At 56.5% G+C, this 26564-nt stretch carries 27 protein-coding genes, 3 tRNA genes and 2 rRNA genes; 11 read left to right on the top strand and 21 right to left on the bottom strand.

What is annotated here, in order from left to right; translation table 11 throughout:
• Positions 1-56: 56 nt before the first annotated feature.
• The 3 genes from FHJ80_RS06885 to FHJ80_RS06875 form a co-directional block, all read right to left on the bottom strand.
• Positions 57-722, bottom strand: coding sequence for a fumarylacetoacetate hydrolase family protein (locus FHJ80_RS06885; RefSeq protein ID WP_139526288.1), 666 nt, complete (start codon positions 720-722; stop codon positions 57-59).
• 126 nt (positions 723-848) lie between these two features.
• Complete coding sequence (gene thpD / locus FHJ80_RS06880) at positions 849-1832, bottom strand: ectoine hydroxylase (RefSeq protein WP_139526287.1); 984 nt, start codon at positions 1830-1832, stop codon at positions 849-851.
• Between the two features lie 317 nt (positions 1833-2149).
• Positions 2150-2953 (bottom strand): Crp/Fnr family transcriptional regulator, encoded by an 804-nt coding sequence (locus FHJ80_RS06875; RefSeq protein ID WP_139526286.1) that lies wholly within the window; start codon positions 2951-2953, stop codon positions 2150-2152.
• 426 nt (positions 2954-3379) lie between these two features.
• On the opposite strand from FHJ80_RS06875, the gene FHJ80_RS06870 reads away from it, so the two are divergent.
• A complete protein-coding gene (locus FHJ80_RS06870; protein WP_139526285.1) occupies positions 3380-4672 on the top strand; it encodes an acetyl-CoA carboxylase biotin carboxylase subunit family protein in 1293 nt (430 codons plus the stop codon).
• 10 nt (positions 4673-4682) lie between these two features.
• Positions 4683-6707, top strand: a complete 2025-nt coding sequence (locus tag FHJ80_RS06865; protein WP_139526284.1) for a CocE/NonD family hydrolase — start codon at positions 4683-4685, stop codon at positions 6705-6707.
• A gap of 159 nt (positions 6708-6866) precedes the next feature.
• On the opposite strand, the gene FHJ80_RS06860 is transcribed toward FHJ80_RS06865, so the two are convergent.
• The 4 genes from FHJ80_RS06860 to FHJ80_RS17540 form a co-directional block, all read right to left on the bottom strand.
• On the bottom strand, positions 6867-7370 hold the full coding sequence (locus FHJ80_RS06860; RefSeq protein WP_139526283.1) for a ferritin-like domain-containing protein: 504 nt from the start codon (positions 7368-7370) through the stop codon (positions 6867-6869).
• 42 nt (positions 7371-7412) lie between these two features.
• On the bottom strand, positions 7413-8249 hold the full coding sequence (locus FHJ80_RS06855; protein WP_139526282.1) for a manganese catalase family protein: 837 nt from the start codon (positions 8247-8249) through the stop codon (positions 7413-7415).
• Positions 8250-8301: 52 nt separating this feature from the next.
• A complete protein-coding gene (locus FHJ80_RS06850) occupies positions 8302-8505 on the bottom strand; it encodes a hypothetical protein (RefSeq protein ID WP_139526281.1) in 204 nt (67 codons plus the stop codon).
• 76 nt (positions 8506-8581) lie between these two features.
• Entirely contained in the window at positions 8582-8863 is a 282-nt protein-coding gene (locus FHJ80_RS17540) for a general stress protein (RefSeq protein WP_139526280.1), read from the bottom strand.
• A gap of 271 nt (positions 8864-9134) precedes the next feature.
• Here FHJ80_RS17540 and FHJ80_RS06840 point away from each other — a divergent pair, with 271 nt between their 5' ends.
• Together FHJ80_RS06840 and FHJ80_RS17535 are read left to right on the top strand one after the other, a co-directional pair.
• Positions 9135-9584, top strand: coding sequence for an META domain-containing protein (locus tag FHJ80_RS06840; RefSeq protein WP_139526279.1), 450 nt, complete (start codon positions 9135-9137; stop codon positions 9582-9584).
• A 245-nt stretch (positions 9585-9829) separates the two neighbouring features.
• Positions 9830-10153, top strand: coding sequence for a DUF4124 domain-containing protein (locus tag FHJ80_RS17535; RefSeq protein WP_139526278.1), 324 nt, complete (start codon positions 9830-9832; stop codon positions 10151-10153).
• A gap of 400 nt (positions 10154-10553) precedes the next feature.
• Here the strand turns inward: FHJ80_RS17535 and FHJ80_RS06830 are convergent.
• From FHJ80_RS06830 to FHJ80_RS06800, 7 genes are all read right to left on the bottom strand, one after another.
• Positions 10554-10629: transfer RNA gene (locus FHJ80_RS06830), tRNA-Thr, on the bottom strand.
• Between the two features lie 72 nt (positions 10630-10701).
• Positions 10702-10776: transfer RNA gene (locus tag FHJ80_RS06825), tRNA-Gln, on the bottom strand.
• A gap of 6 nt (positions 10777-10782) precedes the next feature.
• A tRNA-Phe gene (locus tag FHJ80_RS06820) sits at positions 10783-10858 on the bottom strand.
• Positions 10859-11010: 152 nt separating this feature from the next.
• Complete coding sequence (locus FHJ80_RS06815; RefSeq protein ID WP_139526277.1) at positions 11011-11286, bottom strand: oxidative damage protection protein; 276 nt, start codon at positions 11284-11286, stop codon at positions 11011-11013.
• Positions 11287-11334: 48 nt separating this feature from the next.
• Entirely contained in the window at positions 11335-12426 is a 1092-nt protein-coding gene (mutY, locus tag FHJ80_RS06810) for an A/G-specific adenine glycosylase (RefSeq protein WP_139526276.1), read from the bottom strand.
• Between the two features lie 87 nt (positions 12427-12513).
• Positions 12514-14847 carry an AsmA family protein gene (locus FHJ80_RS06805; RefSeq protein WP_139526275.1) on the bottom strand — a complete coding sequence of 778 codons (2334 nt, stop codon included), beginning with the start codon at positions 14845-14847 and terminating at the stop codon, positions 12514-12516.
• Complete coding sequence (locus FHJ80_RS06800; RefSeq protein WP_139526274.1) at positions 14848-15327, bottom strand: acetyl-CoA sensor PanZ family protein; 480 nt, start codon at positions 15325-15327, stop codon at positions 14848-14850.
• A gap of 173 nt (positions 15328-15500) precedes the next feature.
• Here FHJ80_RS06800 and hisB point away from each other — a divergent pair, with 173 nt between their 5' ends.
• The 5 genes from hisB (at position 15501) to FHJ80_RS06775 (ending at position 18896) form a co-directional block, all read left to right on the top strand.
• Positions 15501-16094, top strand: a complete 594-nt coding sequence (gene hisB / locus FHJ80_RS06795) for an imidazoleglycerol-phosphate dehydratase HisB (protein ID WP_139526273.1) — start codon at positions 15501-15503, stop codon at positions 16092-16094.
• 94 nt (positions 16095-16188) lie between these two features.
• Positions 16189-16830, top strand: a complete 642-nt coding sequence (gene hisH, locus FHJ80_RS06790; protein WP_139526272.1) for an imidazole glycerol phosphate synthase subunit HisH — start codon at positions 16189-16191, stop codon at positions 16828-16830.
• Positions 16831-16841: 11 nt separating this feature from the next.
• The gene (gene hisA / locus FHJ80_RS06785) at positions 16842-17588 is read left to right on the top strand and encodes a 1-(5-phosphoribosyl)-5-[(5-phosphoribosylamino)methylideneamino]imidazole-4-carboxamide isomerase (protein ID WP_139526271.1); all 747 of its coding nucleotides are present in this window, start codon (positions 16842-16844) and stop codon (positions 17586-17588) included.
• Positions 17585-18358: an imidazole glycerol phosphate synthase subunit HisF gene (gene hisF / locus FHJ80_RS06780; RefSeq protein WP_139526270.1), complete on the top strand. Its 774-nt coding sequence runs from the start codon at positions 17585-17587 to the stop codon at positions 18356-18358. Before hisA ends, hisF begins: the two co-directional genes overlap by 4 nt.
• Positions 18359-18389: 31 nt before the next feature.
• On the top strand, positions 18390-18896 hold the full coding sequence (locus FHJ80_RS06775; protein WP_139526269.1) for a hypothetical protein: 507 nt from the start codon (positions 18390-18392) through the stop codon (positions 18894-18896).
• 4 nt (positions 18897-18900) lie between these two features.
• Here FHJ80_RS06775 and FHJ80_RS06770 read toward each other — a convergent pair whose 3' ends face one another.
• Positions 18901-19503 (bottom strand): YjaG family protein, encoded by a 603-nt coding sequence (locus FHJ80_RS06770; protein ID WP_139526268.1) that lies wholly within the window; start codon positions 19501-19503, stop codon positions 18901-18903.
• A 153-nt stretch (positions 19504-19656) separates the two neighbouring features.
• Here FHJ80_RS06770 and FHJ80_RS06765 point away from each other — a divergent pair, with 153 nt between their 5' ends.
• Positions 19657-20349 (top strand): type 1 glutamine amidotransferase, encoded by a 693-nt coding sequence (locus tag FHJ80_RS06765; RefSeq protein WP_139526267.1) that lies wholly within the window; start codon positions 19657-19659, stop codon positions 20347-20349.
• 25 nt (positions 20350-20374) lie between these two features.
• On the opposite strand, the gene mnmH is transcribed toward FHJ80_RS06765, so the two are convergent.
• The 4 genes from mnmH to FHJ80_RS06745 form a co-directional block, all read right to left on the bottom strand.
• The gene (mnmH, locus tag FHJ80_RS06760; RefSeq protein ID WP_139526266.1) at positions 20375-21463 is read right to left on the bottom strand and encodes a tRNA 2-selenouridine(34) synthase MnmH; all 1089 of its coding nucleotides are present in this window, start codon (positions 21461-21463) and stop codon (positions 20375-20377) included.
• Complete coding sequence (gene selD / locus FHJ80_RS06755; protein WP_139526869.1) at positions 21460-22497, bottom strand: selenide, water dikinase SelD; 1038 nt, start codon at positions 22495-22497, stop codon at positions 21460-21462. Before selD ends, mnmH begins: the two co-directional genes overlap by 4 nt.
• A gap of 34 nt (positions 22498-22531) precedes the next feature.
• A complete protein-coding gene (radA, locus tag FHJ80_RS06750; protein ID WP_139526265.1) occupies positions 22532-23905 on the bottom strand; it encodes a DNA repair protein RadA in 1374 nt (457 codons plus the stop codon).
• A gap of 98 nt (positions 23906-24003) precedes the next feature.
• Positions 24004-24453, bottom strand: coding sequence for a copper resistance protein NlpE N-terminal domain-containing protein (locus FHJ80_RS06745; RefSeq protein WP_139526264.1), 450 nt, complete (start codon positions 24451-24453; stop codon positions 24004-24006).
• Between the two features lie 182 nt (positions 24454-24635).
• On the opposite strand from FHJ80_RS06745, the gene hisC reads away from it, so the two are divergent.
• The gene (gene hisC / locus FHJ80_RS06740; RefSeq protein ID WP_139526263.1) at positions 24636-25700 is read left to right on the top strand and encodes a histidinol-phosphate transaminase; all 1065 of its coding nucleotides are present in this window, start codon (positions 24636-24638) and stop codon (positions 25698-25700) included.
• Positions 25701-26085: 385 nt separating this feature from the next.
• Here the strand turns inward: hisC and rrf are convergent.
• Together rrf and FHJ80_RS06730 are read right to left on the bottom strand one after the other, a co-directional pair.
• A 5S ribosomal RNA gene (rrf, locus tag FHJ80_RS06735) occupies positions 26086-26201 on the bottom strand.
• Positions 26202-26356: 155 nt separating this feature from the next.
• Positions 26357-26564: ribosomal RNA gene (locus FHJ80_RS06730) — 23S ribosomal RNA — on the bottom strand; the annotation flags it as partial.

The raw sequence follows: 26564 nt of genomic DNA, 5'->3' as shown, positions 1-26564 counted from the left end.
AAAGGCCACCGAGATACTCGGTGGCCTTTGCGTTACAAGCGAGCAGGTAGACGACGTTATTCGACGACGCTGGTGGTGATCTCCAAACCGCCAGTGAGCGTCAGACGTAGCGATGCGCCACGCGGCAGCTCGCCCACGCCCGCAGGCGTGCCGGTCAAAATCACATCGCCCGGTTCAAGGGTGAAATGGCGGCTCATTTCTGCCACCAGCGTGGGAATGGCAAAAATCATATCGGCCCCTTCGCCGTGCTGGCGTTCTTCCCCGTCGATTTCCAGGGTAAAGGCCAGCGCGTTCCAGTTAGGCACGCGGCTCAGTGGCAAAAAGGGCGATAGCGGGCAGGCACCATCGAACGCCTTGGCGATCTCCCAAGGGTGGCCTTTCTCTTTCAGCTTGGTTTGCACATCGCGCAGCGTCAGATCCATCGCCAAACCAATGCCCGCAATGGCACGCTCGGCTTCATCCTGAGTGGCGTGGGTCAGACGTTCGCCTACTAGTAGCGCCAGCTCGACTTCGTAGTGTACGTCACCACGTGAAAATGGCGGATCGAGCGGTTTGGTTAAATCTACCACGCTGGTGGCGGGCTTGATGAACAGAAGCGGTTCGCTAGGAACCGGGTTATCCAACTCTTTGGCATGGTCGGCATAGTTGCGGCCGACACAGATGACCTTGCCCAGCGCGTGGGGAAACTCCTGACCATCGGTAAACTGTGGAACAAAACGCATGGCGGGTCTTCTCCTTCTCGTTATGCGTGCCGTATTCGCAACGACAGGCGCATTAGTCTACCCCAGCCATGCCCATGTTCCACAGTATCGACCGCGTATTTCCGAATTGCAGGAGTATCTGGATCCTTATGCCTCGGGATACCCGCTCTCCTCAGGCCCATGCGCCAAGAACGAAGGACGCTGTTTAGGCGCGGCAAACGGGGCAACGCAGCGGTTATCGGGCCGATTGAACACGAAGAACACGTTGCTGCGCGGATCCGGCGAGAGGTTGGCGTTGGACGCATGCAGCGTGTTGCAATCGAACAACAGCAGCCCGCCAGCTTTCCCTTTAGGGGCATCGATGCCGTATTTATCGACCAAGTGTGTCAACGCCTCTGGGCTCGGCACGCCCACTTCCTGCGCTTTCAACGAGCGCTTGTGGTTGTCTTCCGGCGTTTCTCCCAGGCAAGGCACGAATTCCATATGCGAGCCCGGAATCAACATCAGCGGGCCATTGAACTCGTGGTTGTCGGTCAAAATCAGCGAGGCGCTGACCGCGTGCATGTTAGGCATACCATCTTCAGCGTGCCAGGTCTCGAAGTCCGAGTGCCAATTGAAGCCTTTACCGGCAAAGCCCGGCTTGTAGTTGATACGCGACTGATGCACGTAGGGGTCGTCACCGATGATCTGACGAGCCGCACCGGCCACGCGCTCGTCGCTGGCAAGCGCCCCTAATCGCTCAGAAAGGCGATGCACGGCAAACAGTGAGCGAATCTCATGGCTTTCTGGCTCGGTGATGCTGAACGCCTTATCGCGATAGGCGTCGTTGCTCAGCAGGGCGTTCATCTCTTGGCGCAGCGCCTCCAGCTCTTCGCCATCGATCAAATTGGGAATGAACAAATATCCCTTGCGTTCGAACTCATCGAGCTGAGCCTCACTCAGCGGTCCCGGTAGCGCACGCCCTTTTACGACGCCATCCTGGCGGGGTTGCGTGAGTGATGCAGGCGCTTGGGCCAAGCGTGTGGGATAAGCGTCTACCATCCTAGCATTGCCAGCCGTGGGCACGTCGGCCATCTCGCTATACTGTTTGTGGGCGGTCACATGGTTAAGCGGTGTATTGCTGACTGTCATCTAATCCACTCCTTGTATGATTAAACTTCAGTTAAAACGTGTCTCATTTAGAAACACAGCGCAGTAGATAGGGTAGCTAACCTTTCTGCGCTTGCAACCTAGGATGGCTCCTTTCATAACGTGGGTTATGACATTCACCCCCTCATCTCTGACTATCGCAAAAAACGCCTTAAGAAAAATCCTTATTATTTATCGATATAACTTATAACTTTAACGCCTGATAATAGTGACCTCTTGTTTCGCCCTGATCGATAGACCTAAAAAAACCAGAGAAGCCTTTACAAGCGCCGCTCTGGTTATTCTAGCTCTCGGAAACGCTAACCAAGGCATAAATGGCCATAAATAAAATCGCGATCAAACCCGGTATTTCGCGCCATTTCCTCGGGCTTCAACAGTTTGATACTGCTACGTGTTTTACGGATTAGTTTTTTCTGCTCTAGTGCTGTCATACACCGGCTCACATGCACGCTCGTCATTCCCAGCAGTTCACCCACGACATCTTGAGTGACCGGGAACGAGAACACATTGCCTGTTAGCAATCCTTTAAAATTAAAGCGAGCATACACTTCTAAAAGAAAGTGTGCCACGCGCTCTTCCGAGCGATGATGCGTACAGCTTCTTAATCGCTCGATCGTAATATTGTCATTGACCATGACATAAGAAGTGATGGCCTTTCTTATTTCCTCATTGGTTTTAAGCAACTCGTGCAAGTCATCGACCGATACTTTTTCGAGTTTGCAATTAGTTAAAGAAAGAATCACGATATCATGGCTTTCAAAAAAACTTTCACGCATGCCAATGATATCGCCCGGCATAAAGACATTACATATGTCCTGCCCTCGTGTGCTGGTCGCGTGCGAAAGGCTCGCCCACCCCTCCTTGACCACAAAAATGTCGGCGCGACCCTCGCATAGCGAAAACACTTTTTGGTTACGCCGTAGCTCGACGGGTTTTTGTCGAATGTTCGCCAACGCCTCTCGGGCATCGCCCCCCAGCTCACCGTAAAGGCCAAGCACTTCACCCAACCCTATACAAGAACTGTCACTACTCAAGCTGCCATGTACGCTTTTACGATTTTTATCTTCCACTTGCTGATACTCTTCTTCAGTAACCTTATCCATCTCTACACTCCCTTGTAGTTAGACAAAAGCTATACTCGCCAGGAATTATTTATAATGCCGATATACAGAAAGGAAGATAACGCGACAAAAATATAGACAAATATAAATGAGTAAACAAGGCGGCTTTATAATCCATGTTAGGAAACGACAAAAAAAATATTGATCATTAACATTTGTTAAATTTTTTGACACTGCCCATATTCGACGATAGTCAATTAACCCTATCGCACCCTGCAGCATAACAGAATCAAAAACAAACACCCCGACTAAAACATTCACCCCCGTACATAACCCACTAAAAGTGCCACATATATTAATTTTTAAGCTTTAATACTTACGTACCCTGGAAAATAAAAAAAGTCTTTCATACGCTCAGTGCGGGGTAATAGGGAGCGTTCGCCCACTTGCCGACTAATGGAGTAGCGCATGAAACGTCACGTTTTCGTCATTGCTTTAGAAGACAAGCAAAAAAAAGCCATGCAAACACTAAGAGAGAAAAAGAACTTAGATATACATGGAGTATTAGATGTAAAGAGCGCCGTGGAAGCAGAGAAAATCTCTTTTAATTATCTACTTTCATTAGCCAAAGAGCACCTAGATGCGTATCCCGGCACTGTCGATGCGATTATTGCACAATGGGACTTTCCCACGAGTGTGATCGTGCCTATTTTATGCCAACAGTACCAAATTCCCTCACCCTCAATTACGAGCGTTTTAAAGTGTGAGCATAAGTATTGGAGCCGCATAGAGCAGCAAAAAGTCGTGCCCGAGGTGGTACCTAAATTTTGCGGGATCGATCCTTTCGCCGATGATCCGCTCTCCCAAGTGACGCTCGACTACCCGTTTTGGTTGAAGCCAGTGAAAGCGTTTTCTTCCCATCTAGGCTTCAAGATCGAAACGTCGGCTCAATTCGAAGAGGCTATCAAAGAGATTCGCGCGGGCATCCGCCAACTCGGTGACGCTTTTAATGAAGCACTTTCTTATATAAACGTACCCGATGAGATAGCGCATTTAGACGGCAATGCCTGTATCGCTGAAGAAATCATCAGCGGTGTTCAAGGTGCCCCTGAGGGTTCTGTCTTCAACGGGGAGTTCAATGTTCACGGCATCATCTCACAACCTAAAGCCAAGAACTCCATGTCACTGTTCGATCGTTTGGAGTACCCCAGTAATCTTCCTGAGCACGTTCACCATAAAATGGTGGAAACCGCCAAAACCTTTCTTACCCATATCGGCTATAACAACGGTTGTTTCAACGTCGAGTTCATGTGGGACGAGGCACGAGAAAAACTATGGTTAATCGAAGTGAATACGCGCATCTCGCAATCTCATAGCGAGATTTTCGTCATGGTCGATGGCATGTCGAATCATGAAATCGCCCTGGATATCGCCCTCGGCCAACGCCCATCGCTGCTGAACCGTCAGGGCGTTGCCCCGATTGCCGCCAAATGCTTCATTCCCTTTGCCCACCAAGATGGCGTGGTCAAGCGCATCCCCAGTGACGCAGAGATCGCAGCGCTGAGAGAACGGCTGCCGCATACAGAGGTCGTGATCGATGTCGCCCAAGGCCAACAGCTTAGCCATCTGATGCATCAGGACAGTTTCTGTTACCGCCTGGGCACGCTTTACGTGACTGGCAACACTCATGAGGAGATCGAGCAGAATTATCAGTTCTGCCTGGATGTTCTCAATTTCGATATCGAGCCCATCGATACGTAAGGAGGCCCCTATGGAAATCGTTCGCGATTTTCCCTACCCCATCCGCGAGATTGAAAACCTCTTCATCCCCATGCGCGATGGACAACAGCTCGCCGCCAAGGTATGGCTCCCCGACACGCCCGACGCCACACCGTTTCCTGCCATCATGGAGTATATTCCCTACCGCAAACGCGACGTGACGCGAGGCCGCGATGCCAGCAACCACCCTTACCTGGCGGGCCACGGCTACGTTTGTGTGCGAGTGGATATGCGCGGAAGCGGCGACTCCGACGGCGTACTTACTGACGAGTACACTCAGCAAGAGCAGCAAGACGCGGTCGATGCTATCGCCTGGTTGGCCGAACAGCCGTGGTGCGATGGCAACGTCGGTATGATGGGTATCTCCTGGGGTGGTTTCAATAGTCTGCAAGTGGCGGCCAAACAGCCGCCCGCCCTCAAGGCGATCATCAGCCTGTGTTCTAGCGACGACCTTTATGCCGACAACATGCACTACATGGGTGGCTGTCTGTTGGGCGATAACCTTTCCGAGGCGACGGTGATGTTTGCCTTCAATGCACTGCCTCCCGATCCAGAGATCGTCGGCGACCGCTGGCGAACCATGTGGTTCGATCGCATGGAGCACAGCGGGCTATGGCTCGATCAGTGGCTGCGCCATCAGCGTCGAGACGCCTACTGGTCGACCAGCTCGGTGGGCGAACATTACGAGGCGATACAGTGCCCCGTTTACGCCGTGGGCGGCTGGGCCGATGGATTTACCAATACCGTCTTGCGGTTGATGGAGCATTTGGAAGTACCCCGGAAAGGGCTCATTGGTCCCTGGGGGCATAAATACCCTCACCAAGGCATTCCCGGCCCGGCCATTGGGTTCCTCCAGGAAGCGCTGCGCTGGTGGGACTACTGGTTGAAAGGTAAACAGAACGGCATCATGGAAGAACCCATGTTGCGTGTCTGGCAACAAGACAGCGTACCGCCGGATAATAGCTACGCCGAGCGGCCTGGGCGCTGGCTAAGCGAAGCGCAATGGCCCTCCCCCAACCTCCACATGCAGCGCTACTACCTACAGCCCAACCGCCTGACGACCGAGCCGATGCCAGCACACCTCGTGCCGTCCACACTGGGTTTACAGTCGCCTGTTAGCGTAGGGATGTCGGCGGGGAAATGGTGCTCCTATGCCGCCACGCCAGACCTTCCCGGTGACCAGCGTGAAGAGGACGGAGGATCGTTGGTGTTCAGCAGCGAGCCGCTAGAGGAAGCGCTGGATATGTTCGGCGTCGCCACATTGTCACTGACGGTTTCCTGCGATCAACCCCAGGCCATGCTGGCCGCGCGCCTATCCGACGTGGCTCCCGATGGCAAGGCGACCCGCGTGACCTACGGACTGCTCAATCTGACCCACCGGGAGAGCGATGAGCACCCGAGCGAGCTGGTGCCCGGCAGAGAGTACCGAGTACAGTTGGCCATGAACGGTATTGCTCAGCGCTTCCCTAAAGGACACCAGCTTCGCCTGTCGATCTCGACCACTTACTGGCCGTTGGCGTGGCTATCTCCTGCGCCTGCTCAGGTCGACATCACACTACAAGAGTGCCAATTGCATCTCCCCGTACGCACGGTGTCTCTCGCAGAGACGCCCTTTGCCTTTGCCGCTCCCGAAGCAGCGCCACCGCTGGCCACCACCACGCTTGATCCCAGTCAACATAACTGGCTATTACACCGAGACCTGGCCACCAAACGATCGACGCTGGAAGTCATCAACGACCAAGGACGTTTTCGCATCGACGATACGGGCACCGAGATTCACCGGAGCGCGCGGGAGTACTACAGTACCGTGACCGATGACTTCACATCTGCCCAAGGCGAAACCCTCACCGAAAGCCACTTCAAACGCGGCGACTGGGATACAGAGGTGTATACCCGCACGGTACTTACCTGCACCGACACACACTTTTTGGTTCACGCCCAGCTAGATGCCTATGAAAACGCCTATCGTGTCTTTTCCAAGAATTGGTCGTCCAAGATTCCTCGAGACCACCTGTAACCTGTCAGGCTCTCAGTGATCGTCAGACGGCCCTTCGTTATTAGCAGGGGCGGTCGTGGCTCAATGTGCATGGATACATGCATAAAAAACCCCGGTCAGGGCTACCGGGGAAAAGGGCGTTGCCAAGTAAGCTACTGGGCTTGACAGCGTTGCTTCGCGCTATTTTTTAGCCTGCACGTCGTTGTCATCCGCGCGCGCCAGGAACGTGCGCGTGGTATCGTCCAGATGCTGGTCCAACCAATCGGCCATGGCCTGTTCTTCTTCAAGGATCTCACGGCATACACGCACTACCTCCGGCTGATTGGCCTGCTCTGCAGCGGCAATCAATGCCTTATAGTTGGCAATTTCGAAACACTCGAAGGCGTAGCTCGCAATCCCGCCTTTGACCACTTCGTCCCCGGCCATCATACCGCCTAGCGATTGGCCGAAAGCGGTTAGCTTACCGCCCATATCTTTGACGGCGGACGTATCGATACCCAGCTCGTTCATTACCCGCTCTAGCTTTTCTGCCTGATGCTCGGTTTCGTGCAAATGCTGATCGATGCGGGCGCTCAGCGCCGGGTAGTGCTCTATCCGCTTGGCCTGTGCTTTCAACATCTCTTCCGCTTGCTTTTCCATAGCATGCGCATCGCGTAACCAATCTTCCAAATACTTGGCTTCCATCGTGTGCTCTCCTTGTTCATTCGCGGCGTAGGATACTTTCCCTTATTTGTTGGGGTCGATTTGCTCCTTCTGTGCCCCGGACTTTTCCTTGGCACTCCCCAGGCTAGGCTCTTGGCCTTCGGAGGCGGGCTGATTACGTACGCTGTACTGGCTCCGGCCATCCAACGAGGGGCCTTCGGACCAACGACCCTTCGGCGCCTCCTTGTCCATCAAGGTGTTGAGGTAGTAATAAGAGTGCTGCATCGCCTCATGATCTTCCGGCGTGGCATTGGGGATTGGCAGCTGTTTTTCGAAGCCGCCCAACTCTTCGATGACTGCGAGCCATTGCTGCTGATGGTAGGTGTCACGAGCAATCAAAAAGGATAGAAAATCCTTCATGCCGTGATCATCGGTCCAATTGTAGAGACGCGATGCCAAGACACGACCTCCAGCTTCGGCCGTAGCGTTGGCCAGCATATCAGCAGCGATATTGCCCGTGGCGTAAACGTGGCTCATATCAAAAGGGACGCCATTGGCATTCACTGGCATCGCCGACAAGCCCGATGAAAGCAGATGACGTGGATTGGCACCGCCCAAAATGGCGTTCATAACCGGGTCTTTAGCTGTCGCCTCTTGATAGGAAACCGGCGCCCCTTCCAAATTGAGCGCCACTGCATGACCCAACATCTCGATGTGGGACAACTCCTCGGTGGCCGTGGACATCAACATATCGCGGATACGGTCATCACCACGAGCCCCCATTGCTTGAAAGAAGTACTGCATGGCCACTCGGATTTCACCCTCAATACCGCCAATAGCCTGCTGCAGCAGCATGGCAAATTCTGGGTTCGGAGTGTCGACTTTAACGGGATACTGCAACTTTCCAGAGTGGTGGAACATAGCGCTACTCTCCTTCGTGAATTGCCAGGGAGCGCACTCCCTGGCAACGTATTTAAAGCGTTTGCTTTAATAGCTTCCGTGCTTCGTCTGCAATGTCCTCATAATGCTGCGTGACGCGATCAAAAAACGCTTGCGTCTCTTGATCCGACTTTTCTTTGGCATCTTGAGAAAACTGCTGGCTTAGCTGAACGCCTTGAGAGGCATGATATAGCGTGCTCACCATATCGAAGTTCTTATCGTTCACAGGATGATTCATCCTTGACTCCTTGTGCCTTTTACCTAAAGGCAAAAGGCACTCTTGAACGTGTAAAGAGAACGCGGCAGCTACCTAGTTAGCGGTTGTTACCACCACCACTGTGGCTATTCTCACCGCCTTTCTTACCGGCTTCTGAAGCGCGCTTGGGATCATTGGCAAAGTTGCCTCCGCTGTTTTCACCGCCTTTTTGGCCAATATCTTCGTAAAACTCTTTGCCATGGCTATCAGCGGTGGCTTCGCCACCCTTTTGGCCGATATCCTGATAAAACTCTTTATCGTGGGTTTTGGAGGTAGTTTCACCCCCCTTTTGTCCTGCCTCTTCGCGACTCATTCCATTATCGTTGCGGTTATTCGCCATGATAAATCTCCTTTTCATGAATTCGGCAAAACCAACTCATTGACTCGCACTCGGTGTGTCACTCGAGTAATTTGAGACTAGCCAACCTCACTCTCTTATCAAGCGAATGGCGGCTTAAACGACAACGTTTAACCTTTATGATCACAGCCAACCATTTCCATCAAATAACTTTTTAACCATCTCCCCGTAACCAAAGATAAAAAGATTGACTAAATTCCTAAACTGACAACACACTTTCTGGGCATACCGACATCAAGGAACCGGCCATCCCATGCGCTCACGATTCGCCCTCGCCACCACGCTCGGCCTTTGGCTGACCGGATGCCAAAACCATGCGGCTTTGCAAGCCTCCATGGCAGCCGATGAATCGCTCATCAATACCTACTGGAAGCTACTGACCGTAAACGACGACCCCGTGGTGGCCGCAGACAATGTTCGCGAAGCACATATAGTGCTGCACATCGACAACAGCGCTCGCTTGGCAGGCGCCACCGGCTGCAACACGCTCAGCGGACGCTACCAGCACACCCGCCAGCAGCTCACGTTCCACCCCATCGTCACTACGAAAATGACCTGCCCTGCTGCACTAATGCACATCGAGAAAGCCATGTTGAGCGCGCTCTATCAAACCACGCATTGGAAGATCTACGGTGAACGCTTAGTGCTCTTCAATGATAAAGGGGAGCCACTGGCAGGGCTCAGGGCAGTACACCTTTATTAAAAAATACAAAAGCTTAGCGATAGTATGGACGAGGAAGAGCTACGCCGCGCTGCTACGCACTAGTGAAATATAAAAAATCAATCATTTAAAAAGTTTTTCACGTAGGTGCCCACCTGCCCTCTCAACTCACCCAAGCTATTACTACCTCCATCATAAGCAACGGGGTGTTTTCTCGTTTTTGAAGGTACATCTCTCTACTCATTACTGGTAACATTATGTTACCTATCTTCGATTAGGATTCACGGATGAGGAAGAGTTTCGCGTTGACTGCGCTATTGGTATGGATACCTTTCTCTACTCAAGCAGAAGTACATAAGTGTATCGATGGCAATGGGCACACCACCTACCAGGATGCCCCCTGCGCAGATGGCACCTCAGAGACAGTCAATATCAACAACCTCACTATTATTCCGCCACCCAGCGTCACCGCTCGCGCCGAGCCATCCGTCAGGGCTAGCCCTGTTCCACGCCTTGCTGCGCCCTACAGAAACCAACACCAAACGGCTCTCGAACTGCGTAACAGCCGAGTGAAAACACGCGCTCGCTATCCATTGAGACGCGGCTGGTAAAGCGAGCGTGACGCCACGTCTTTCGGAAAGTTCTTTTATCGCTTCAGGAAAACGCTGATAAACAGGCCGCTCGATTGAGTGGCTTTTCTTCATAGCTATTAGATTGCTACCGGCATTAGAAGTCGATTGAGCGCCTAGTCGATACAACTCTCAACTATTCAATAAATTTTAATGAACTTAAAATCGACTTCTTGCAGCGATTCGACACATAGTAACCAGAGAGGGGGGGAGAGTGAGATAACGTCAGAACAGCCTGAAACGCTTTCTAGAGCGGCTCGAAGGGTATAGAGAGGGCATGAGGCGTCATGCCAAAATAAGCGATATTAGTCGGCTATTCGTTTATCTCACACATACGAAAAAGGCCATCCGACTGGATGGCCTTTTATATTCTCTAATGCTTTGGTGCCGACACCAGGAGTCGAACCCGGGACCTACTGATTACAAGTCAGTTGCTCTACCAACTGAGCTATGTCGGCGCTTCGCATTTTCTTGAGAACTTGACTGGGCTGCCCTTAGGCAAACCAATCAACAAGAAATCTTGTTGGCAATGGCTGGGGTACCAGGATTCGAACCTGGGAATGCCGATACCAAAAACCGGTGCCTTACCACTTGGCGATACCCCAACGTTGTGGTGGCCAGAGACGGAATCGAACCGCCGACACGGGGATTTTCAATCCCCTGCTCTACCAACTGAGCTATCTGGCCCTTGCCAACGGTGCGTATTAAACCAAAAGCTCCTCTTTTCGTCAACACCTTTGTGAAACTTTCTTTCTAGTCACATGCTTAGGGCACATCAGGTGCTTGCCGAAAAGCATTAAAGGCCACGTCATCCGTAGCTTAGCGCAGCGTTGCTGTTTTTATGCTTGGCTGGGCGGCACGTACCCTTCCGCTTGGTCGGTGGTTTCGTTATCCAAGAAACGTTGCATCTGCTCCATAAGGTAAGCGCGTGCTTCCGGCTCCAGCATGTTGAGGTGCTTCTCATTGATCAGACGGGTTTGCAACGCCTGCCACTCTTCCCAGGCTTGTTTCGATACGGTGGCCTGAATCTCTTGGCCCTGCTTACCCGGCAGCGGCGGGAAAGGCAGTGCGGGTAGCTCTTGCTGGTACTTGCGGCAAAAAACCGTGTTGCTCATGGTGTGCTCCTATAGAATGTGTCTGTGTCGGCCAATCGCCCGTATCGTTTAAGGCCCGGGGGCAGGGTCTAGGGTAAACGGCGTTAGCTGGCTCAGTAGTGATTTGACCGGTGCCGCCAAGCCTAGCGCAGGCGGGTGGTGAACGTCATACCATACGCCGTTTTCGCGCACGCCGCTGATACGCTGGCAGTTCACCGGCTGCGGCGTAATCGACAGCTTAAAGTGGCTGAAAGCGTGCGTGAAGCTAGGCAGCGCGGCTTGACGCTCGGGGGCTTCGGTGTTGTCTTCCAGCCAGTCGTTGAGTTCGCTGTGGCGCTCAAACTGCGGCAGGCTCCATAACCCGCCCCACAGGCCGCTGGGTGGGCGCTGCTCTAGCCAAACGCGGCCTTGGGGATCGCGCAGCAACAGCATAATGGTATCGCGGGTAGGCGTGGTTTTCTTAGGTTTAGATTCCGGATAGCGCTGCGGCTCACCTTGGGCATAGGCGCGGCATACGTCATTGAATGGACATATCACGCAGTCAGGCTTGCTGCGCTTACAGAGCGTCGCGCCGAAATCCATGACTGCTTGGGTGTAATCCGCCAGTCGCGTGGTGGGCGTAAAGTAGTCGGCCAGCGCCCACAGCGAGCGTTCTACCGCGGGCTTGCCGGGCCAGCCGGTGACGGCGTGTAGGCGCGTGAGCGAGCGTTTGACGTTGCCATCCAGTATGGCCGCCTGCTGCCCGGTGCTTTGAGCGATGATGGCGCCAGCGGTAGAACGGCCTATGCCGGGCAGCGCCATCAACGCGTCTACGCTAGCGGTGGGCAGCTCACCCCCGTTCGTTTCCATGGCAACCTGAGCCGCTTTGTGCAGGTTGCGGGCCCGAGCGTAATAGCCCAGGCCCGTCCAGTGGTGCAATACGTCATCTTGCGGCGCGGTAGCCAGGGCTTCCAGCGTGGGAAAGCGGGCCATGAAACGCTCGAAGTAAGGAATGACCGTTGCGACCTGTGTTTGCTGCAGCATAATTTCGGAGACCCACACGCGATAAGCGCTGCGGGGTGACTGCCAGGGCAGATCGTGACGGCCATGCTTGTCGAACCAGGTGAGCAGCCGTTGTTGAAACTCTTCCGCCGGTAGGCAAGGCGTGGGCATCTCGGCCATTGGGCTTCCTTTGAACACTCGCTTTGAACGACAGCGCCGGCCCAAGGCCGGCGCATACGGTGCATCGTGCGTCAACGCAGGCTTCGGTTAATTGAAGAGGCGACGAATGCCTTCGCGCAGCTCTTGACCTGCGCCTTCGCCAAGGCGCTCATCGATGCGGTCGAGGGATTCGCCAAGCCGCTCTTCCAACTCTTCTTCTACCCGGCTGCCGGCTTCGCCACGCAGCAGATCGACCACAGAGGCCTGAAAGGCGGTCCGGTCGAAACGGCACCACTGGGTTTTATCGTCGCCAACGTGGCCTTCACAGCGCACCGGTAATGGTAACTGTTGAAGCCGTGGGTTTACTTGGCAAGCAGCATCGGCGGTATCTACTAAGCGTGCATTGGCTTGCGTAGTGAAATCAAGGCTGTTGAGGTTGAAGCTCCCCTCCCCTTGCACATCGATTCCCGGTAGGCGAACCAGCAGATCGTCACTCTCTACGACTCCATTACGCACTTGGAAAGTGGCGTCGAAACGCTCGAAGCGGGTGTCGGGGTGCCATTCGCGGTCTACCTCCCGCCCCTCTAGCTCTGCCACCAGCTCACACATCTCACGGGAGACGTTAGAGCGCAAAATGGCACCGTCGTTCAGCCGGGCGTCAAGCTCGCCGTTGAGGTTGCTCACCAGCACATCGCGGCGGTTGCCTTGGGTGGTCAGCGCGCCTTCCAAGTTGAAGCGGCCACGTAGCGGGGCCTCTTCCTCGCTGAAGGTTTCGATCAGCGGGGCGACCTGCACGTTACGGACGTTCGGTGAGAGCTGCCACTCCAATACGTTACCAGTGGCGTCCAGCTGGCCGGTGGCGTTGAGCTCCCCTTCGTAGAAGTCGGACTCGAACGATGTCAGGCGATGGCTACCGTTCTCACCGCGTAGTGCCAATTGGGTATTGCTGAAGGTCAATCCGGCCAACACTAGTTGCTCGACACTCAAATCGCCCTGCAGCGTGAGGGTTCTGAGCCACTCTTGGGGCAACAGTGCTTCTTCACTTTGAGCAAATGCTTTACGCAGTAACCCACGACTGGCCTGCTGCGCGGTGGCCGCCCCAGGCAGGTAGTGATCGAGGTTAAGTGCATCTCCTTCAAGAGTAAAAGAGAGCTGATTACCATCCAGCGCCGCGCTGACGTCACCGGTAAAGGTGCTGTCATCGACGACTAACGAAAGGCGCGGTAGCGCTACTCGCTCCAGGCTCCCTTCGATGGGGCTGGTCAGCGCAACATCGCTCAGTGCGGCTTCGCTGGCGGTATCGAGCGATGCGCCGGTACGCGCAATCCAGGGACGCAGGTTGAATGGGGCGGCGGTGAGCTGGCCGCTATATTGAGGTGCATCGAGCAGTTGCTCGAGATTGAGATGACCACTGACTCGCAGTCCATCAGGTCCGGTCAATTGCAGATCCTTTAATTGGGCCGTTTGCGCAGCGAAGTCGCCATCGAAACCAAACGCCAACGAAAGCGCCAAGCTCCCTTGCCAATTGTCGGCATGCCGAAGGCCGGTTTCCAACACTCCCTGGCGAATGCTGAGCTGTCGCTCGCCCATACGCGCAACGATCTCAGCCGCTTTCAGGGCTAGCTGCTGCGGCTCGCTATCGGCACCGCGCCGAGTTTGGGTGGTGAGCTGGGTATTTTCGAAAACGATTTGCTCCTCTTCAAGGCCCAGCCGAAGGCGTGTTTCTAGGTTGACGTCGCTGGACAGGTCCGGGCCTCGCTCTAGCACTTCGGCATCCAGACGGTTGTGCTTGGTCAACGTAAACATCGCTTTCAACGGAAACGAGCGCACCGGGTTGACGTTGGTGCCCGACATATTCAGCGGCTGTATCCGCCAAAGCGCTTGGCTCTGCTCGTCGCGGTAGCGAATATCGGCCTCTTTGATGTCGACGCTGGCGATATTCAACACCACTGAAAGGTTGCCTGCATCGACATTGGGGCCAGCGCTGGCAGGCGCCAGCACGGTTTCGGCGGTTTCGTTGTTGTGCTCGGAAAGACGCTCCAAAAGCGGCTGCCAGTTGGCCTCACCCTCGGCGTTTTTCTCTAAATTCAGGCGCATGCCATCCAACGTGAGGCCATCCACAGCGATCTCGCCACGAAGCAGTGGCGCAAAGGCAACGCTCACTTCTGCACGGTTGATGGCGGCAAAGGCGGTATCGTCTTGAGACTGCTCGGGCAGCCAAGCGCGGGCCTGCTCGACGCTCACCCCAATACGCGGGTAGAACGACCAAGTGATGGGGCCTTCCAGGGCAAGATTGAGGCCGGTTTGCTCTTCGACCACGGCCGTCAGGCGTGGCTTGAAGTCTTCGGGGTCTAAAAAGGTGGTGACATAGACCACGGCGGCCACGGCCACCATGGCGAGAATGCCCACTGCCGCCAGCAAAATGCGTAATAGCTGTTTCATTTACCCTTTCCCTTGTGGGTCTAGCTCGACAAAATCACTGGTCGCCGTTAGGCCCGGCTCGGACGACTCATCGGCCATTGGCCGATAGCCAAGCTTCGATAGCAGGACGCGGTCCGCCAGCGGCAGCGTCGTCGTGGCAATACGCAGCACGCGGCCGTCTTGCTTGGCCTGCTCGCCCAGCAGCGCCATGAGTCGAGAGCCGACGCCGCGGCGGCGCGTGGTTTTACGCACGCACAGTTCAGAGAGCCACCATGCCCGGTCATCGGCTTCCTGTATGGCCACCGCACCTAATAAACGGTCGTTGAAATGCGCACAGGCAAAAAAGTGCTGGCCGCTCAAATGCTGTTCGATGAAGGGCAAAACCGTGGGGGTGGGCATGCGCTCTTGAGGCGCATCTTCATAAATGCGCACCAGATCGATGCGTACCTGCTCGTCTGCTTCCCAACGGGCCTGGTCGACATATTGCAGTGTCACCGGCATGGTGAAATCCTCGTTGCCAACGCAGCTAGGCTGCTATGTTTGCGCCGCAAACGGCGGCGACATTCCCCGCATTGTAGCGGATGGGGGCGCCGATTCTCTATAATGGTTGTTTTGGCCACAGTTGCCGCCCGCCGATTATTCCTCAGAGTGCGCCACGGCGCAGGAGATGCAACATGTCAGCGCGTATTGCCACGGTAAGCCGTGACACCAACGAAACGCAGATTACGGTCAGCGTCAACCTCGATGGCGAAGGCCGCTTGAAGTGCAACACTGGCGTTCCGTTCTTGGACCACATGCTGGACCAAGTGGCTCGGCATGGCATGGTGGACCTCGATATCGATGCCAAAGGCGACCTGCATATCGATGACCACCATACCGTCGAAGACTTGGGCATCACCCTCGGCCAAGCATTCAACGAGGCCATCGGCGACAAGCGCGGCATCTACCGTTACGGCCACGCATATGTGCCGCTGGATGAAGCGCTGTCTCGCGTGGTGATCGACTTTTCTGGCCGCCCTGGTTTATTCATGAACGTCGAGTTCACCCGCGATACCATCGGCCGACTGGACACGCAGCTGTTTTGGGAGTTTTTCCAGGGTTTCGTCAATCACGCCCGGGTCACGCTGCATATCGACAACCTGAAAGGCTTCAATGCTCACCACCAGGCCGAGACCATTTTTAAAGCCTTTGGCCGCGCGCTACGCATGGCCGTTGCAGAAGATCCGCGCATGGCGGGCCAGATGCCGTCTACCAAAGGAAGCTTATAATGTTGGGCGTTGCGATTAGCAGCGTGGCGGCACGCATCTCCCCCGCGACTCCCAAGACCATGACCTTCTCGCCTACGACCTCAAGGAGCGCTTCATGACCATTGCGGTAATCGATTATGGAATGGGCAACCTACACTCGGTGGCCAAGGCGCTCGAGCACGTCACCCATGAAAACGTGATCATCACCCGCGATCCGCGCCGCATTCTGGGCGCGACCCGTCTAGTGCTGCCCGGCCAAGGGGCGATTCGTGACTGCGTTGGCGAACTCGAACGCACCGAACTGCGCGGCCTAGTGGATGACGTGTTGACCCGCCAAGCCAAACCGCTGCTGGGCATTTGCGTGGGCCAGCAGATGTTGATGGAGCGCAGCGAAGAGAATGGCGGCGTGGACTGCTTGGGCTTTTTTCAGGGCAGCGTGGACCGCTTTCCGGCCAACATGCGCGACGCGCAAGAGCAGCGCCTAAAAGTACCGCACATGGGCTGGAACTTGGTGGATCAGCACCACGAGCATCCGCTCTGGGCAGGCATCGATAATCATGAGCACTTCTATTTCGTGCACAGCTATTACGTCAATGCCGCCGACGATGCCCAAGTATTCGGCACTACCCAGTACGGCAGTGTGAGTGCTCACGTCGCGATTGGTCGCGACGCTACTTTCGCCGTACAGTTCCACCCGGAAAAAAGCTCCCGTGCGGGCCTGCGCCTGCTGGAAAATTTTGTCACCTGGACGCCCTGAGAGGTTTCACTATGTTGGTAATTCCCGCGATCGATCTCAAAGACGGCCAGTGTGTGCGCTTGAAGCAGGGCCGCATGGATGATGCGACCTCCTACGGCGACGACCCGGTCGCGATGGCGGCGCGTTGGGTAGAAGCGGGCGCGCGCCGTTTGCACTTGGTGGACTTGAACGGTGCCTTCGAGGGTAAGCCCGTCAACGGTGAAGCGGTAACGGCCATCGCCCGCGCCTACCCGAACCTGCCAATCCAAATTGGCGGCGGCATTCGTTCGGCGGAGACCATCGAGCACTACCTCAGCGCCGGTGTGTCTTACGTGATCATTGGTACCAAAGCCGTCAAAGAGCCCGAGTTCGTGACTGACATGTGCCGCGCCTTCCCCGGTCATATCATCGTGGGGCTGGATGCCAAAGATGGCTATGTGGCCACCGACGGCTGGGCGGAGGTCTCCACCGTCAAAGCCACCGAGCTTGCCAAGCGCTTTGCCAACGACGGCGTTTCCAGCATCGTTTACACCGATATTGCACGCGACGGCATGATGCAGGGGGTCAACGTCGAGGCCACCGCGGCGCTGGCCCGTGACGGCGGCCTGCCAGTCATCGCCTCCGGCGGCGTGACCAACTTGGAGGACATTCGCGCGCTGTGCGACGTGGCCGACAGCGGCATCCTCGGTGCGATTACAGGCCGGGCCATTTACGAAGGCAGCCTGGATGTGGCGGAGGCCCAGCGCCTGAGCGACCAACTCAGCGGAGGCCAAGAATGAGCTTAGCCAAACGGATTATTCCCTGCCTAGACGTGGACGCCGGGCGGGTGGTGAAAGGCGTGAACTTCGTCGGTATTCGTGACGCGGGCGACCCGGTCGAGATCGCCCAGCGCTACAACCAGCAGGGTGCCGATGAAATCACTTTTCTCGACATCACCGCCAGCCATGAAGATCGCGCCACCACGGTCGAGATGGTCGAGCGCATCGCAGGCGAGGTGTTCATTCCCTTGACCGTGGGCGGCGGCATCCGCACCTGCGACGACATTCGTACCATGCTGAACGCAGGTGCAGACAAAGTCTCGATCAACACGGCTGCCGTCACCAACCCCGAGTTCGTACGCGAAGCCGCCGAGCGTTTCGGCAGCCAGTGTATCGTGGTGGCGATCGATGCAAAAAAAGTGTCCGAGGAGGGTGAGCCCGATCGCTGGGAGATTTTCACCCACGGCGGCCGCCGCCCTACCGGCCTAGACGCGGTGGAGTGGGCCAAAAAAATGGTCGAATTTGGCGCAGGCGAGCTGCTGCTCACTAGCATGGACCGTGACGGCACCAAGATTGGCTTCGACCTGGGCGTCACCCGCGCCATTTCTGAGGCGGTCAGCGTGCCGGTGATTGCTTCCGGTGGTGTCGGCAACCTAGATCACTTGGTCGATGGCGTGCTCAAAGGCGGTGCTGATGCAGTCCTAGCGGCCAGCATTTTCCACTTTGGCGAATACACCATTCCGGAAGCCAAGCGCTACATGGCCGAGCGCGGCATCGAAATGCGTTTGTGATGACTCTTATCCCTTTACTGAGGGGCTGTTAATGCGCCGCAATATTCCATGGATTGGAGGAGTGGCAGGAGTTTGGCTGAGTGCATCTGCCTCAGCCTTCTCTTTGCCGGACTGGCCTCCCACTCTTACGCTCGATCATACGCTCGTGCAAACCAGCCTGCTGACACGCCACTTCGAGCCCGACCCAGAGCACACCAACCAGCAAAATCTGGTGAGTATCGAGCTTCACAATCCAGAGCGCTGGCTAGCCGGTGCGGCTTGGTTCAAGAACTCGTTCGACCAACCCACTTGGTACTTTTACGCTGGCCGTGAGTTTCCACTATGGCAGCTCACCGATGAGATTAGCGTGCGCGCCAAGCTAACGGGCGGTTTACTACGCGGCTATAAAGACGAATACCGCGATAAAATTCCTCTCAACCATTTAGAGATTGCCCCCGCGCTCCTGCCCAGCATTGGCGTTCAGTGGGGGCGAGTGGAGTCTGATCTCATCATCTTCGGAACGGCGGGCGTGATGATAACGGCAGGCATGCGCTTTTGATGCTCTAGCCGTCGGCGTCTTCCAGGCTCAACCCCAAATTACTAATACCGCCATTGCGACCCAGCCTACGAATCTCTTTGAGCGTCGTTTTATTGATCGGCCCGCTGACCGCCTCAAGCACTGCGTCTTGGAAGTCGTTTTCGTCCTCCATCAACGGATGGTCGCGAATGATCAGTGCCAGCGCTTGCGCGTCCACTTCCCCCTCGGTGAGTTCGATGAACGCTCGCACGCCAGCCCGCGACGTGCGGCTGACGTCCAGCACGGCTTCGGGGGATTCACCTTGCAGCGTATCGAGTAGCGCAGAGATCGACACCACCGCGTCCAGCGCCCGACGTGCACCAAAACTCTCGTCCCCCTCCGGCGGCTCGCACTCGGCCAACTTGTCTGCTTGGCGGGCAAAATCGATGCTGGCTTGGGGGACGCTCAAGCGCTCCCACACCAAATTCAGTACGGTGCGAAGGGTGTGTCCATCGCCCTGGCCACTGGTTTGCTCGTACAGGGCGTAATTCGGCAGTAGGCGCTCACACAGCGCTGCCATGAAGGCTTGTTGGGCGGGCAGCGGCAGCAGTTGCAGCCGCTGATAGAATCCTTGGGGTTTAGCCACCATGCTGATGTCCTGAGTCACTCTGTTGGTGAAAGTATGTGGGTGAAACTGAGTTGGCGAAACTGAGTTGGTGAATCGAACACGATACGTTATCGTCGCACCCACGCGGCGGGTACACCGCTGCACTCGATGTGCTCGGCCGGCGAGGAGATTACCATGCATATTCATCTGCTACAGCACGGCCCTGACCATGGCCCCGCCCGTCTGACCGACTGGCTTGAGAGTATGGGCCATAGTTACACCGTTTTTCATCTTTACGCGGGAGAGCTCACGCCCCGCCCTGGGGAGTCCGATGCGCTCATCGTGCTGGATGGCCCCGACGCTCTATTTAACGAGCCTCCCGCCTGGCACAAAGCGGAGCGTAAGCTGATCCATCGCTACCTGGATGGTCAAAAACCCGTGATGGGCATTGGCTTGGGCGCGCTATGGATCGCAGAAGCACTCGAGGCCGTCATCGCCCCCGGCACCTACCCCGAAACCGGTTGGCACACCGTTACCCTAGCACCGGAAAGCGGCTTCGATTTACCCGAGCAGTTCGAGGCATTCATGTGGCATCGTTTGGTATTCAGCCTACCCGATGGTGCGATTCCGCTGGGCGGCAGCGCGGCGGCGCCGCTACAGGGGTTTAGCTGGGATGTCGGTCGGGTAGTAGGCTTGCTATGCCACGTCGAGACCACCCAAGCGAGCCTCGCTCCGCTGCTTCGCGATCCCGACCGACCCAAGGCGAAAAGCACCTCCACCGGGCGTTTTTTGCAAACCGATGAGGAGATACTGGAAGACCCCGCGCGCTTTCAGCGCTTGGCACCGCTGCTGGATCGCGTCATGACCCAGTGGCTTAAGAGCGCTTGATACCCCACCGCTCGGGGCGTCATCGTTAAGTACTCCACTGCCGCGCAGCGGCAAGACAGTTCTCCCAATCGCCCACGAAGAGCTCTGCGGGCCGACTGTTCTGCTGCTTTTCCAGGTGGTAACGGTAAAGCGGGTCGTAATACTCGGTGAGTAGCGGAGCGAGCCACGCCTCATGGGCCTGGATATCGCCAGCGGCATGAGCTCTGAACGCCATGGCCTGCAGACGCTGCAGGCGATGTAGACGCGCATTGCCCAGGCGCTTGGCCAGCCGTTCCAGGGCGCTCGACAGTTGGCGCTGCATACGTCGTTGTCCCTCTTCCGGGCCAAAGCGCGCTGCATAGCCCTGCTCTAGCGCTTCGATATAGTCGCGACGCAACTGATCTAGTCGCCAATCGAGCGGCATCTCGATGCGAATACGCGGCGCGCGCTGCAGGGCGTACCAAACCTCTAGCGGAATGTTGGCGTTGCCGATTTGCCGCGACTCATCCTCCAAGACGAGCTTGCCCGTCTGCCCTATCAAACGCTGGGCCAAGGCATGCTCGAAATCGATTTGCGTCGTGGGTTCCTCGGGCTGTCGGCCAAACGCGGAGCCTTTGTGATTGGCACAGGCTTCCAAATCGATCCCATTGGGCAGTCGATGGATCAGCGCGGTCTTCGCGCAACCGGTCAGCCCGGCAATCACCAGCATGGGTTGGCGAGCGGCTTCATCGATCCGCTGGCAAAGCCGTTGGCGAAGCGCCTTCCAACCTCCCTCGATACGCGGACGATGAACTCCAGTATCGGCCAGCCACTGCTGAGCAATTTTCGAGCGTAGCCCGCCGCGAAAGCAGTAAACGATCGCCTCTGGGTGCTGGGCCAAGTACTGCTGCCAAGCAGCGATCCTGGCTTGTTTCACCTCACCACTGACCAGCCGCTCACCTAACGCAATGGCGGCCTGTTGGCCCTGCTGTTTGTAAGCAATGCCGACCTGATGGCGCTCTTCGTCTATCATCAGCGGCAAATTGACCGCCCCCGGAAGGCTGCCTTGGGCAAACTCAACCGGGGCGCGCACATCGATCAGCGGTGTGTTCGCTGCAATCAGTTCAAGAGAGGCTGGCGTGGTCGACAGCGTCATCCAACGACCTCGATGCTTATCTTGCCCTGGGCTGCTTTGAGGGTACCGAACGGCGCTAGCGTGAGCCCATGCTCGCGTCCAATACGTTCTACGTCATCTTCCCAGGCGGGATCCACACTGATCAGCAGGCCACCAGAGGTCTGCGGGTCGCATAGCCACTGCCAGTGGGCGTCATCCATCGCCGGTAGCGCGCTCCCCAGTGCGTCACGATTACGCAAGGCACCACCGGGCACGGCGCCTTGGCGACGGTAACCTTCCGCCTCGGCGAGCCTAGGCAGGCGACGAAAATCGATCTCGGCCATCACGCCACTGGCACTACACATTTCACTGAGATGACCCGCCAAACCAAAGCCGGTCACGTCCGTCATGGCATTGACGCCCTTCACTTGAGCGAGCGCGACCCCGATGGCGTTGGGTTTGAGCATGGTTTCCCGAGCGAGACCATGGTGCCCAGCTTCCAGCAGTCCGCGCTTTTCGGCCGTGGTGAGCATGCCGACACCGAGCGGTTTGGTCAGAAACAGTAGATCGCCGGGTTTGGCTTGGCTGTTGAGTTTCAAATGGTCGAGATCGACCAGGCCGTTTACCGCTAAACCAAACATTGGCTCTGGGGCATCGATGGAGTGTCCACCGGCCAGGGCAATGCCCAGCTCGCGGCAGACCGCTTGGGCACCTGCGACCACATCGCCGGCAATGTCTGGGCCCAGCTTATCCAGCGGCCAACCCAAAATGCCCAGCGCCATGACGGGAGTACCTCCCATGGCGTATACATCGCTAATGGCGTTGGTCGCGGCGATACGACCAAAATCGAACGGGTCATCGACGATGGGCATGAAAAAGTCGGTGGTCGCAATCATGCCGCGACCATCGCCCAGATCATAGACGGCGGCATCTTCACGACCTTGATTGCCTACGATCAGCCGCTGGTGCCCTGCTGCAGGCCCGGCTTTGGCGAGAATGCCATCGAGTACGTCCGGAGCGATCTTGCAGCCGCAGCCCGCTCCGTGGCTATATTGGGTCAAGCGAATCGAACTCATCATCCCTCTCCTTTTTGGTTAAGCATAGCCGAAGTTACAGCGCTTCCAGGGCATCGCTCAATTTATCCACGGGAATCACTTCCATGCCTTTGGGGGCCTGCTTGGGCGCATTGGCACGCGGCACGATGGCACGCAGAAAACCGTGCTTGGCCGCCTCTGCAATACGCTCCTGGCCGCTGGGGACCGGGCGTATCTCACCGGAAAGTCCTACCTCACCAAACACCACCAGCTCCTTGGGAAGCGCGCGGTTTTGCAGGCTGGAAACCACGGCCAGCAGTACGGCAAGATCCGCACTGGTTTCCAACACCTTGACACCACCTACCACATTCAGGAAAACGTCCTGATCCCCGGTAAACAGCCCACCATGGCGATTCAATACCGCCAGCAGCATGGCCAGGCGATTCTGGTCGACCCCGACGGCCACACGACGCGGGTTACCCAGAGCAGACTCATCGACGAGGGCTTGCACTTCGACCAGGATCGGCCGGGTTCCTTCCCACACCACCATGACGAGGCTGCCCGGCGCCTGCTGTTCCTGACGCGAGAGGAAGATGGCACTGGGGTTCTTGACCTCCTTGAGGCCTTGTTCAAGCATGGCGAAAACGCCCAGCTCGTTGACGGCACCAAAACGGTTCTTCTGGCCGCGTAGGGTGCGAAAGCGGGAGTCGGCGCCGCCTTCCAGCAGTAGCGAGGCGTCGATCATATGTTCGAGCACTTTGGGACCCGCCAGCGTGCCATCCTTGGTGACGTGCCCCACCAGCAGCAGCACGGTATGGGTCTGCTTGGCAAAGCGAGTCAGTGCAGCGGCGGACTCGCGCACCTGGGCAACGCCGCCAGGGGCCGAGCTAATATCCTCCAAATGCATGGTTTGAATGGAGTCGATGACCAATATTTCCGGCTTCTCTCGCTCTGCCACCGCTAGAATGGTCTCGACACTGGTCTCTGCCAACATCTTCAAGCCATTGGTGGGTAACTGCAGGCGGTGGGCGCGCATGGCCACCTGGGACAGCGACTCTTCTCCCGTGACATAGAGAATACGCCGCTGCTGGGCAAGCTTGCAGGCGGTTTGTAGCAACAGCGTCGATTTACCGGCTCCCGGGTTACCGCCCAGCAGCACGGCAGACCCTGGCACCAAACCACCGCCGAGTACGCGGTCGAACTCTGCGAAGGTCGAGGTCAGCCTGGGAACTTCGCTTAAATCGACATTGCTGAGATCCACCACGTCGCGCGACAGATCGCCTGCGTAACCAGCTCGCCCGCTGGATGCGGTGCCGCTACCGGGACGAGCGCTTGCCAGTTTGACCTCTGTGAGCGTGTTCCACTCTTGGCAGCTGGTACATTGACCTTGCCATTTACGATACTCTGCACCGCATTCAGTGCAGACAAAGGCACTTTTCGCTTTTGCCACCGCCTGTTCGCTCCTTTTCTTGCGTCACGTAAAGGGCTAAAAGAGTGCTCAGAAATGCAAAAGGCGGCCAGTGGCCGCCTTCGAGCGTCGTATAGGGCTTATTGACGCTGTAACTGCAACATCTCGCCATTTTCGAAACGGCGGCGCTCAGGGTCGATCAGCTCCAGAGTACGCTCATCGATGCGCTGGAAGTAGTAGATCTGACCGTCGCCGTTCGGCGTAAGCTCGTAGACCGTTGCGTCGGGGTCAGAGGGCGTACCGGTCAACACTTCCCAGTTACCGGCGTAGTTCTCGTCTGGCGGTGTCTGGGGATGGTTACGGTAGGTAGCATCTAGAGTGAACGTACGCTCTTCCGGAGCACTCATCTCTTCACCAACCAGCGTCACATCCAGGTCAATGCCGTCACAGTTACGGCAAGGCAGGGTGCCTTGATAGTTAGCCTGCGATGCGGTCATCCCTGCATCGTCGCGCTGATCCGTTGGGCCAGCTGCACAGCCCGCCAACAGTGCCAACATAGCCGAACCGGCTAGCAAACTCCTGAATTGCATTGGGTGTCTCCTTATGGTGTTGGACATACATTTCTTTCGCGCGCTTATGACAGCATAACCGCTACAAGGTGCGACGCCCACCCCCACGCAGACAGTTATCGCATGCCACAGGGAAGGCTTGCGCTCTTGCGGCCATCAGGCGACCATGGTGCGATTACCGCTAGGATAATCAGGTTACGCTCATGAGCCAATATTGGAGCCCTGCCATTAGGGATCTGACGCCTTACGTGCCGGGTGAACAACCCCGCGAACGTGTCATCAAACTCAATACCAACGAAAATCCTTACCCGCCCGCGCCTGGCGTGAGTGAGGCGCTGCGCCAGTATGCGATCGATCATTTGCGTCTTTATCCTGATCCAACCTCGCTGTCGTTGCGGGAAACCTTGGCAAAGACCTATGGCGTTAGCGTAGCAGAAACCTTCGTAGGGAACGGCTCCGACGAGGTGTTGGCCTTCGCTTTTCAGGCGTTTTTTTGCCAAGGCGCTCCGTTGGATGTTCCCTCGATCACCTACAGCTTCTATCCCGTCTATGCCAATTTGTATGGCGTCGAGTTACGTAAGCACTCACTCAACGACCAGTGGGAAGTCGATCTGGACGCTTTGGCGAGCGCCTCTGAGCGTGCTGGGGTAATTTTTGCCAACCCTAATGCGCCAACCGGACATGCCCACCCGCTCGCCAGTATTGAAGCCCTGCTGAAGCGCGTGACGGATCGGGTGGTGTTGGTCGACGAAGCTTACGTCGATTTTGGCGCTGAGAGCGCGGTGGCTCTTATCGAGCGTTATCCCAACCTGCTGGTCACCGGTACGTTTTCGAAGTCGCGCAGCTTGGCCGGGCTTCGCCTCGGCTACGCGATTGGTTCTCCCGAGCTGATCGAAGGCTTACAACGAGTGAAGGACTCGTTCAACTCCTATCCGGTCGACAGCCTAGCCAGCGTCGTAGGGATCGAAGCATTGAAAGACACCCAACACTTCGACGCCTGCCGAAACAACGTCATAGCTACTAGGGAGCGCACGCGTCAGCGCTTGGAAGCCCTTGGCTTCGAAGTGCTACCCTCGAAAGCCAACTTCCTGCTGGCCCAGCACCCGGACGTTGCCGGAGCGCAGCTGTTTGCAGGGCTTCGTGAGCGAGGTATTTTGGTACGCCACTTCAATACCGATCTGCTCAACAACTTCCTGCGCATCTCCATCGGCACCGATGACGAGATGGATAGCTTTATCGAAGCGCTAGAGTCCCTATGCGGTCAATAGCTTTACTTAGCTTCCCGCAATGCTGAAGCACCTGATGCTTGAACACCAAAACCCAGCCACTTGGCTGGGTTTTTAATAAGCAGTGTACATTCTCTGTTGGGTACTGCGTCCACACAGCAGAAAGCCCCGCACACGGTGTGTACGGGGCTTATCGAGCGCGCAACAAAAAACCCAGCCGGTTGGCTGGGCTCTTTGCGGTATAAGTGCCTGATTATGTTCGGGCCGGCCACCCGGCGGGCGGCGCTCCGCGACTTTACTCGTCTCATCCTGAGACTCGCCCTTCGGGCCCGCTGAAGCGGTTCCCGTTCGTTCCCGACAAACGGCTCCAGGGAGAGACCCCTTAACGACAAAACCCCGACCAGATGGCCGGGGTTTCTTAATAAGTGCCTGACGATGACCTACTCTCGCATGGGGAGACCCCACACTACCATCGGCGCTAAGCGGTTTCACTTCTGAGTTCGGCATGGGATCAGGTGGTTCACGCGTGCTATGGTCGTCAGGCGTAACGGGTAATGCATATCATGCTGAGTGCGTCGTTGACGCGGTAAGTGATCGTCTCATGTCCGCCAGCGTCTTGGCGGGCGAATGCGTATCCGGTTTTCCGAGTGGCTGTCCACTCGATCGTTATCACGGCGACCAGACCCCTTGGGTGTTATAGGGTCAAGCCTCACGGGCCATTAGTACACGTTAGCTCAACGCCTTGCAGCGCTTCCACACCGTGCCTATCAACCAGCTGGTCTCGCTGGGCCCTTTAGGAGACTCGAGGTCTCGGGGATGTCTCATCTTGAAGGGGGCTTCCCGCTTAGATGCTTTCAGCGGTTATCCCGTCCGACCATAGCTACCCGGCAATGCCACTGGCGTGAC

This window comes from Halomonas sp. BL6, from assembly GCF_006228115.1.
Lineage (GTDB): Bacteria > Pseudomonadota > Gammaproteobacteria > Pseudomonadales > Halomonadaceae > Vreelandella > Vreelandella piezotolerans.
This window is presented reverse-complemented; position numbering and strand designations above follow the sequence as displayed.

What these genes read in the sequence shown, in the direction of transcription:
- FHJ80_RS06850 (WP_139526281.1), bottom strand. Translation starts at nt 8,505, where the DNA reads ATGAATCATCCTGTGAACGATAAGAACTTCGATATGGTGAGCACGCTA.
- selD (WP_139526869.1), bottom strand. Translation starts at nt 22,497, where the DNA reads ATGAGTTCGATTCGCTTGACCCAATATAGCCACGGAGCGGGCTGCGGC.
- FHJ80_RS06875 (WP_139526286.1), bottom strand. Translation starts at nt 2,953, where the DNA reads ATGGATAAGGTTACTGAAGAAGAGTATCAGCAAGTGGAAGATAAAAAT.
- FHJ80_RS06765 (WP_139526267.1), top strand. Translation starts at nt 19,657, where the DNA reads ATGCATATTCATCTGCTACAGCACGGCCCTGACCATGGCCCCGCCCGT.
- FHJ80_RS06870 (WP_139526285.1), top strand. Translation starts at nt 3,380, where the DNA reads ATGAAACGTCACGTTTTCGTCATTGCTTTAGAAGACAAGCAAAAAAAA.
- FHJ80_RS06800 (WP_139526274.1), bottom strand. Translation starts at nt 15,327, where the DNA reads ATGCCGGTGACACTGCAATATGTCGACCAGGCCCGTTGGGAAGCAGAC.
- FHJ80_RS06855 (WP_139526282.1), bottom strand. Translation starts at nt 8,249, where the DNA reads ATGTTCCACCACTCTGGAAAGTTGCAGTATCCCGTTAAAGTCGACACT.
- FHJ80_RS06775 (WP_139526269.1), top strand. Translation starts at nt 18,390, where the DNA reads ATGCGCCGCAATATTCCATGGATTGGAGGAGTGGCAGGAGTTTGGCTG.
- FHJ80_RS06885 (WP_139526288.1), bottom strand. Translation starts at nt 722, where the DNA reads ATGCGTTTTGTTCCACAGTTTACCGATGGTCAGGAGTTTCCCCACGCG.
- mnmH (WP_139526266.1), bottom strand. Translation starts at nt 21,463, where the DNA reads ATGACGCTGTCGACCACGCCAGCCTCTCTTGAACTGATTGCAGCGAAC.
- FHJ80_RS06770 (WP_139526268.1), bottom strand. Translation starts at nt 19,503, where the DNA reads ATGGTGGCTAAACCCCAAGGATTCTATCAGCGGCTGCAACTGCTGCCG.
- FHJ80_RS06805 (WP_139526275.1), bottom strand. Translation starts at nt 14,847, where the DNA reads ATGAAACAGCTATTACGCATTTTGCTGGCGGCAGTGGGCATTCTCGCC.
- FHJ80_RS17535 (WP_139526278.1), top strand. Translation starts at nt 9,830, where the DNA reads ATGAGGAAGAGTTTCGCGTTGACTGCGCTATTGGTATGGATACCTTTC.
- FHJ80_RS06745 (WP_139526264.1), bottom strand. Translation starts at nt 24,453, where the DNA reads ATGCAATTCAGGAGTTTGCTAGCCGGTTCGGCTATGTTGGCACTGTTG.
- hisH (WP_139526272.1), top strand. Translation starts at nt 16,189, where the DNA reads ATGACCATTGCGGTAATCGATTATGGAATGGGCAACCTACACTCGGTG.
- hisC (WP_139526263.1), top strand. Translation starts at nt 24,636, where the DNA reads ATGAGCCAATATTGGAGCCCTGCCATTAGGGATCTGACGCCTTACGTG.
- FHJ80_RS06865 (WP_139526284.1), top strand. Translation starts at nt 4,683, where the DNA reads ATGGAAATCGTTCGCGATTTTCCCTACCCCATCCGCGAGATTGAAAAC.
- FHJ80_RS17540 (WP_139526280.1), bottom strand. Translation starts at nt 8,863, where the DNA reads ATGGCGAATAACCGCAACGATAATGGAATGAGTCGCGAAGAGGCAGGA.
- mutY (WP_139526276.1), bottom strand. Translation starts at nt 12,426, where the DNA reads ATGGCCGAGATGCCCACGCCTTGCCTACCGGCGGAAGAGTTTCAACAA.
- hisF (WP_139526270.1), top strand. Translation starts at nt 17,585, where the DNA reads ATGAGCTTAGCCAAACGGATTATTCCCTGCCTAGACGTGGACGCCGGG.
- FHJ80_RS06815 (WP_139526277.1), bottom strand. Translation starts at nt 11,286, where the DNA reads ATGAGCAACACGGTTTTTTGCCGCAAGTACCAGCAAGAGCTACCCGCA.
- hisB (WP_139526273.1), top strand. Translation starts at nt 15,501, where the DNA reads ATGTCAGCGCGTATTGCCACGGTAAGCCGTGACACCAACGAAACGCAG.
- thpD (WP_139526287.1), bottom strand. Translation starts at nt 1,832, where the DNA reads ATGACAGTCAGCAATACACCGCTTAACCATGTGACCGCCCACAAACAG.
- FHJ80_RS06860 (WP_139526283.1), bottom strand. Translation starts at nt 7,370, where the DNA reads ATGGAAGCCAAGTATTTGGAAGATTGGTTACGCGATGCGCATGCTATG.
- FHJ80_RS06840 (WP_139526279.1), top strand. Translation starts at nt 9,135, where the DNA reads ATGCGCTCACGATTCGCCCTCGCCACCACGCTCGGCCTTTGGCTGACC.
- hisA (WP_139526271.1), top strand. Translation starts at nt 16,842, where the DNA reads ATGTTGGTAATTCCCGCGATCGATCTCAAAGACGGCCAGTGTGTGCGC.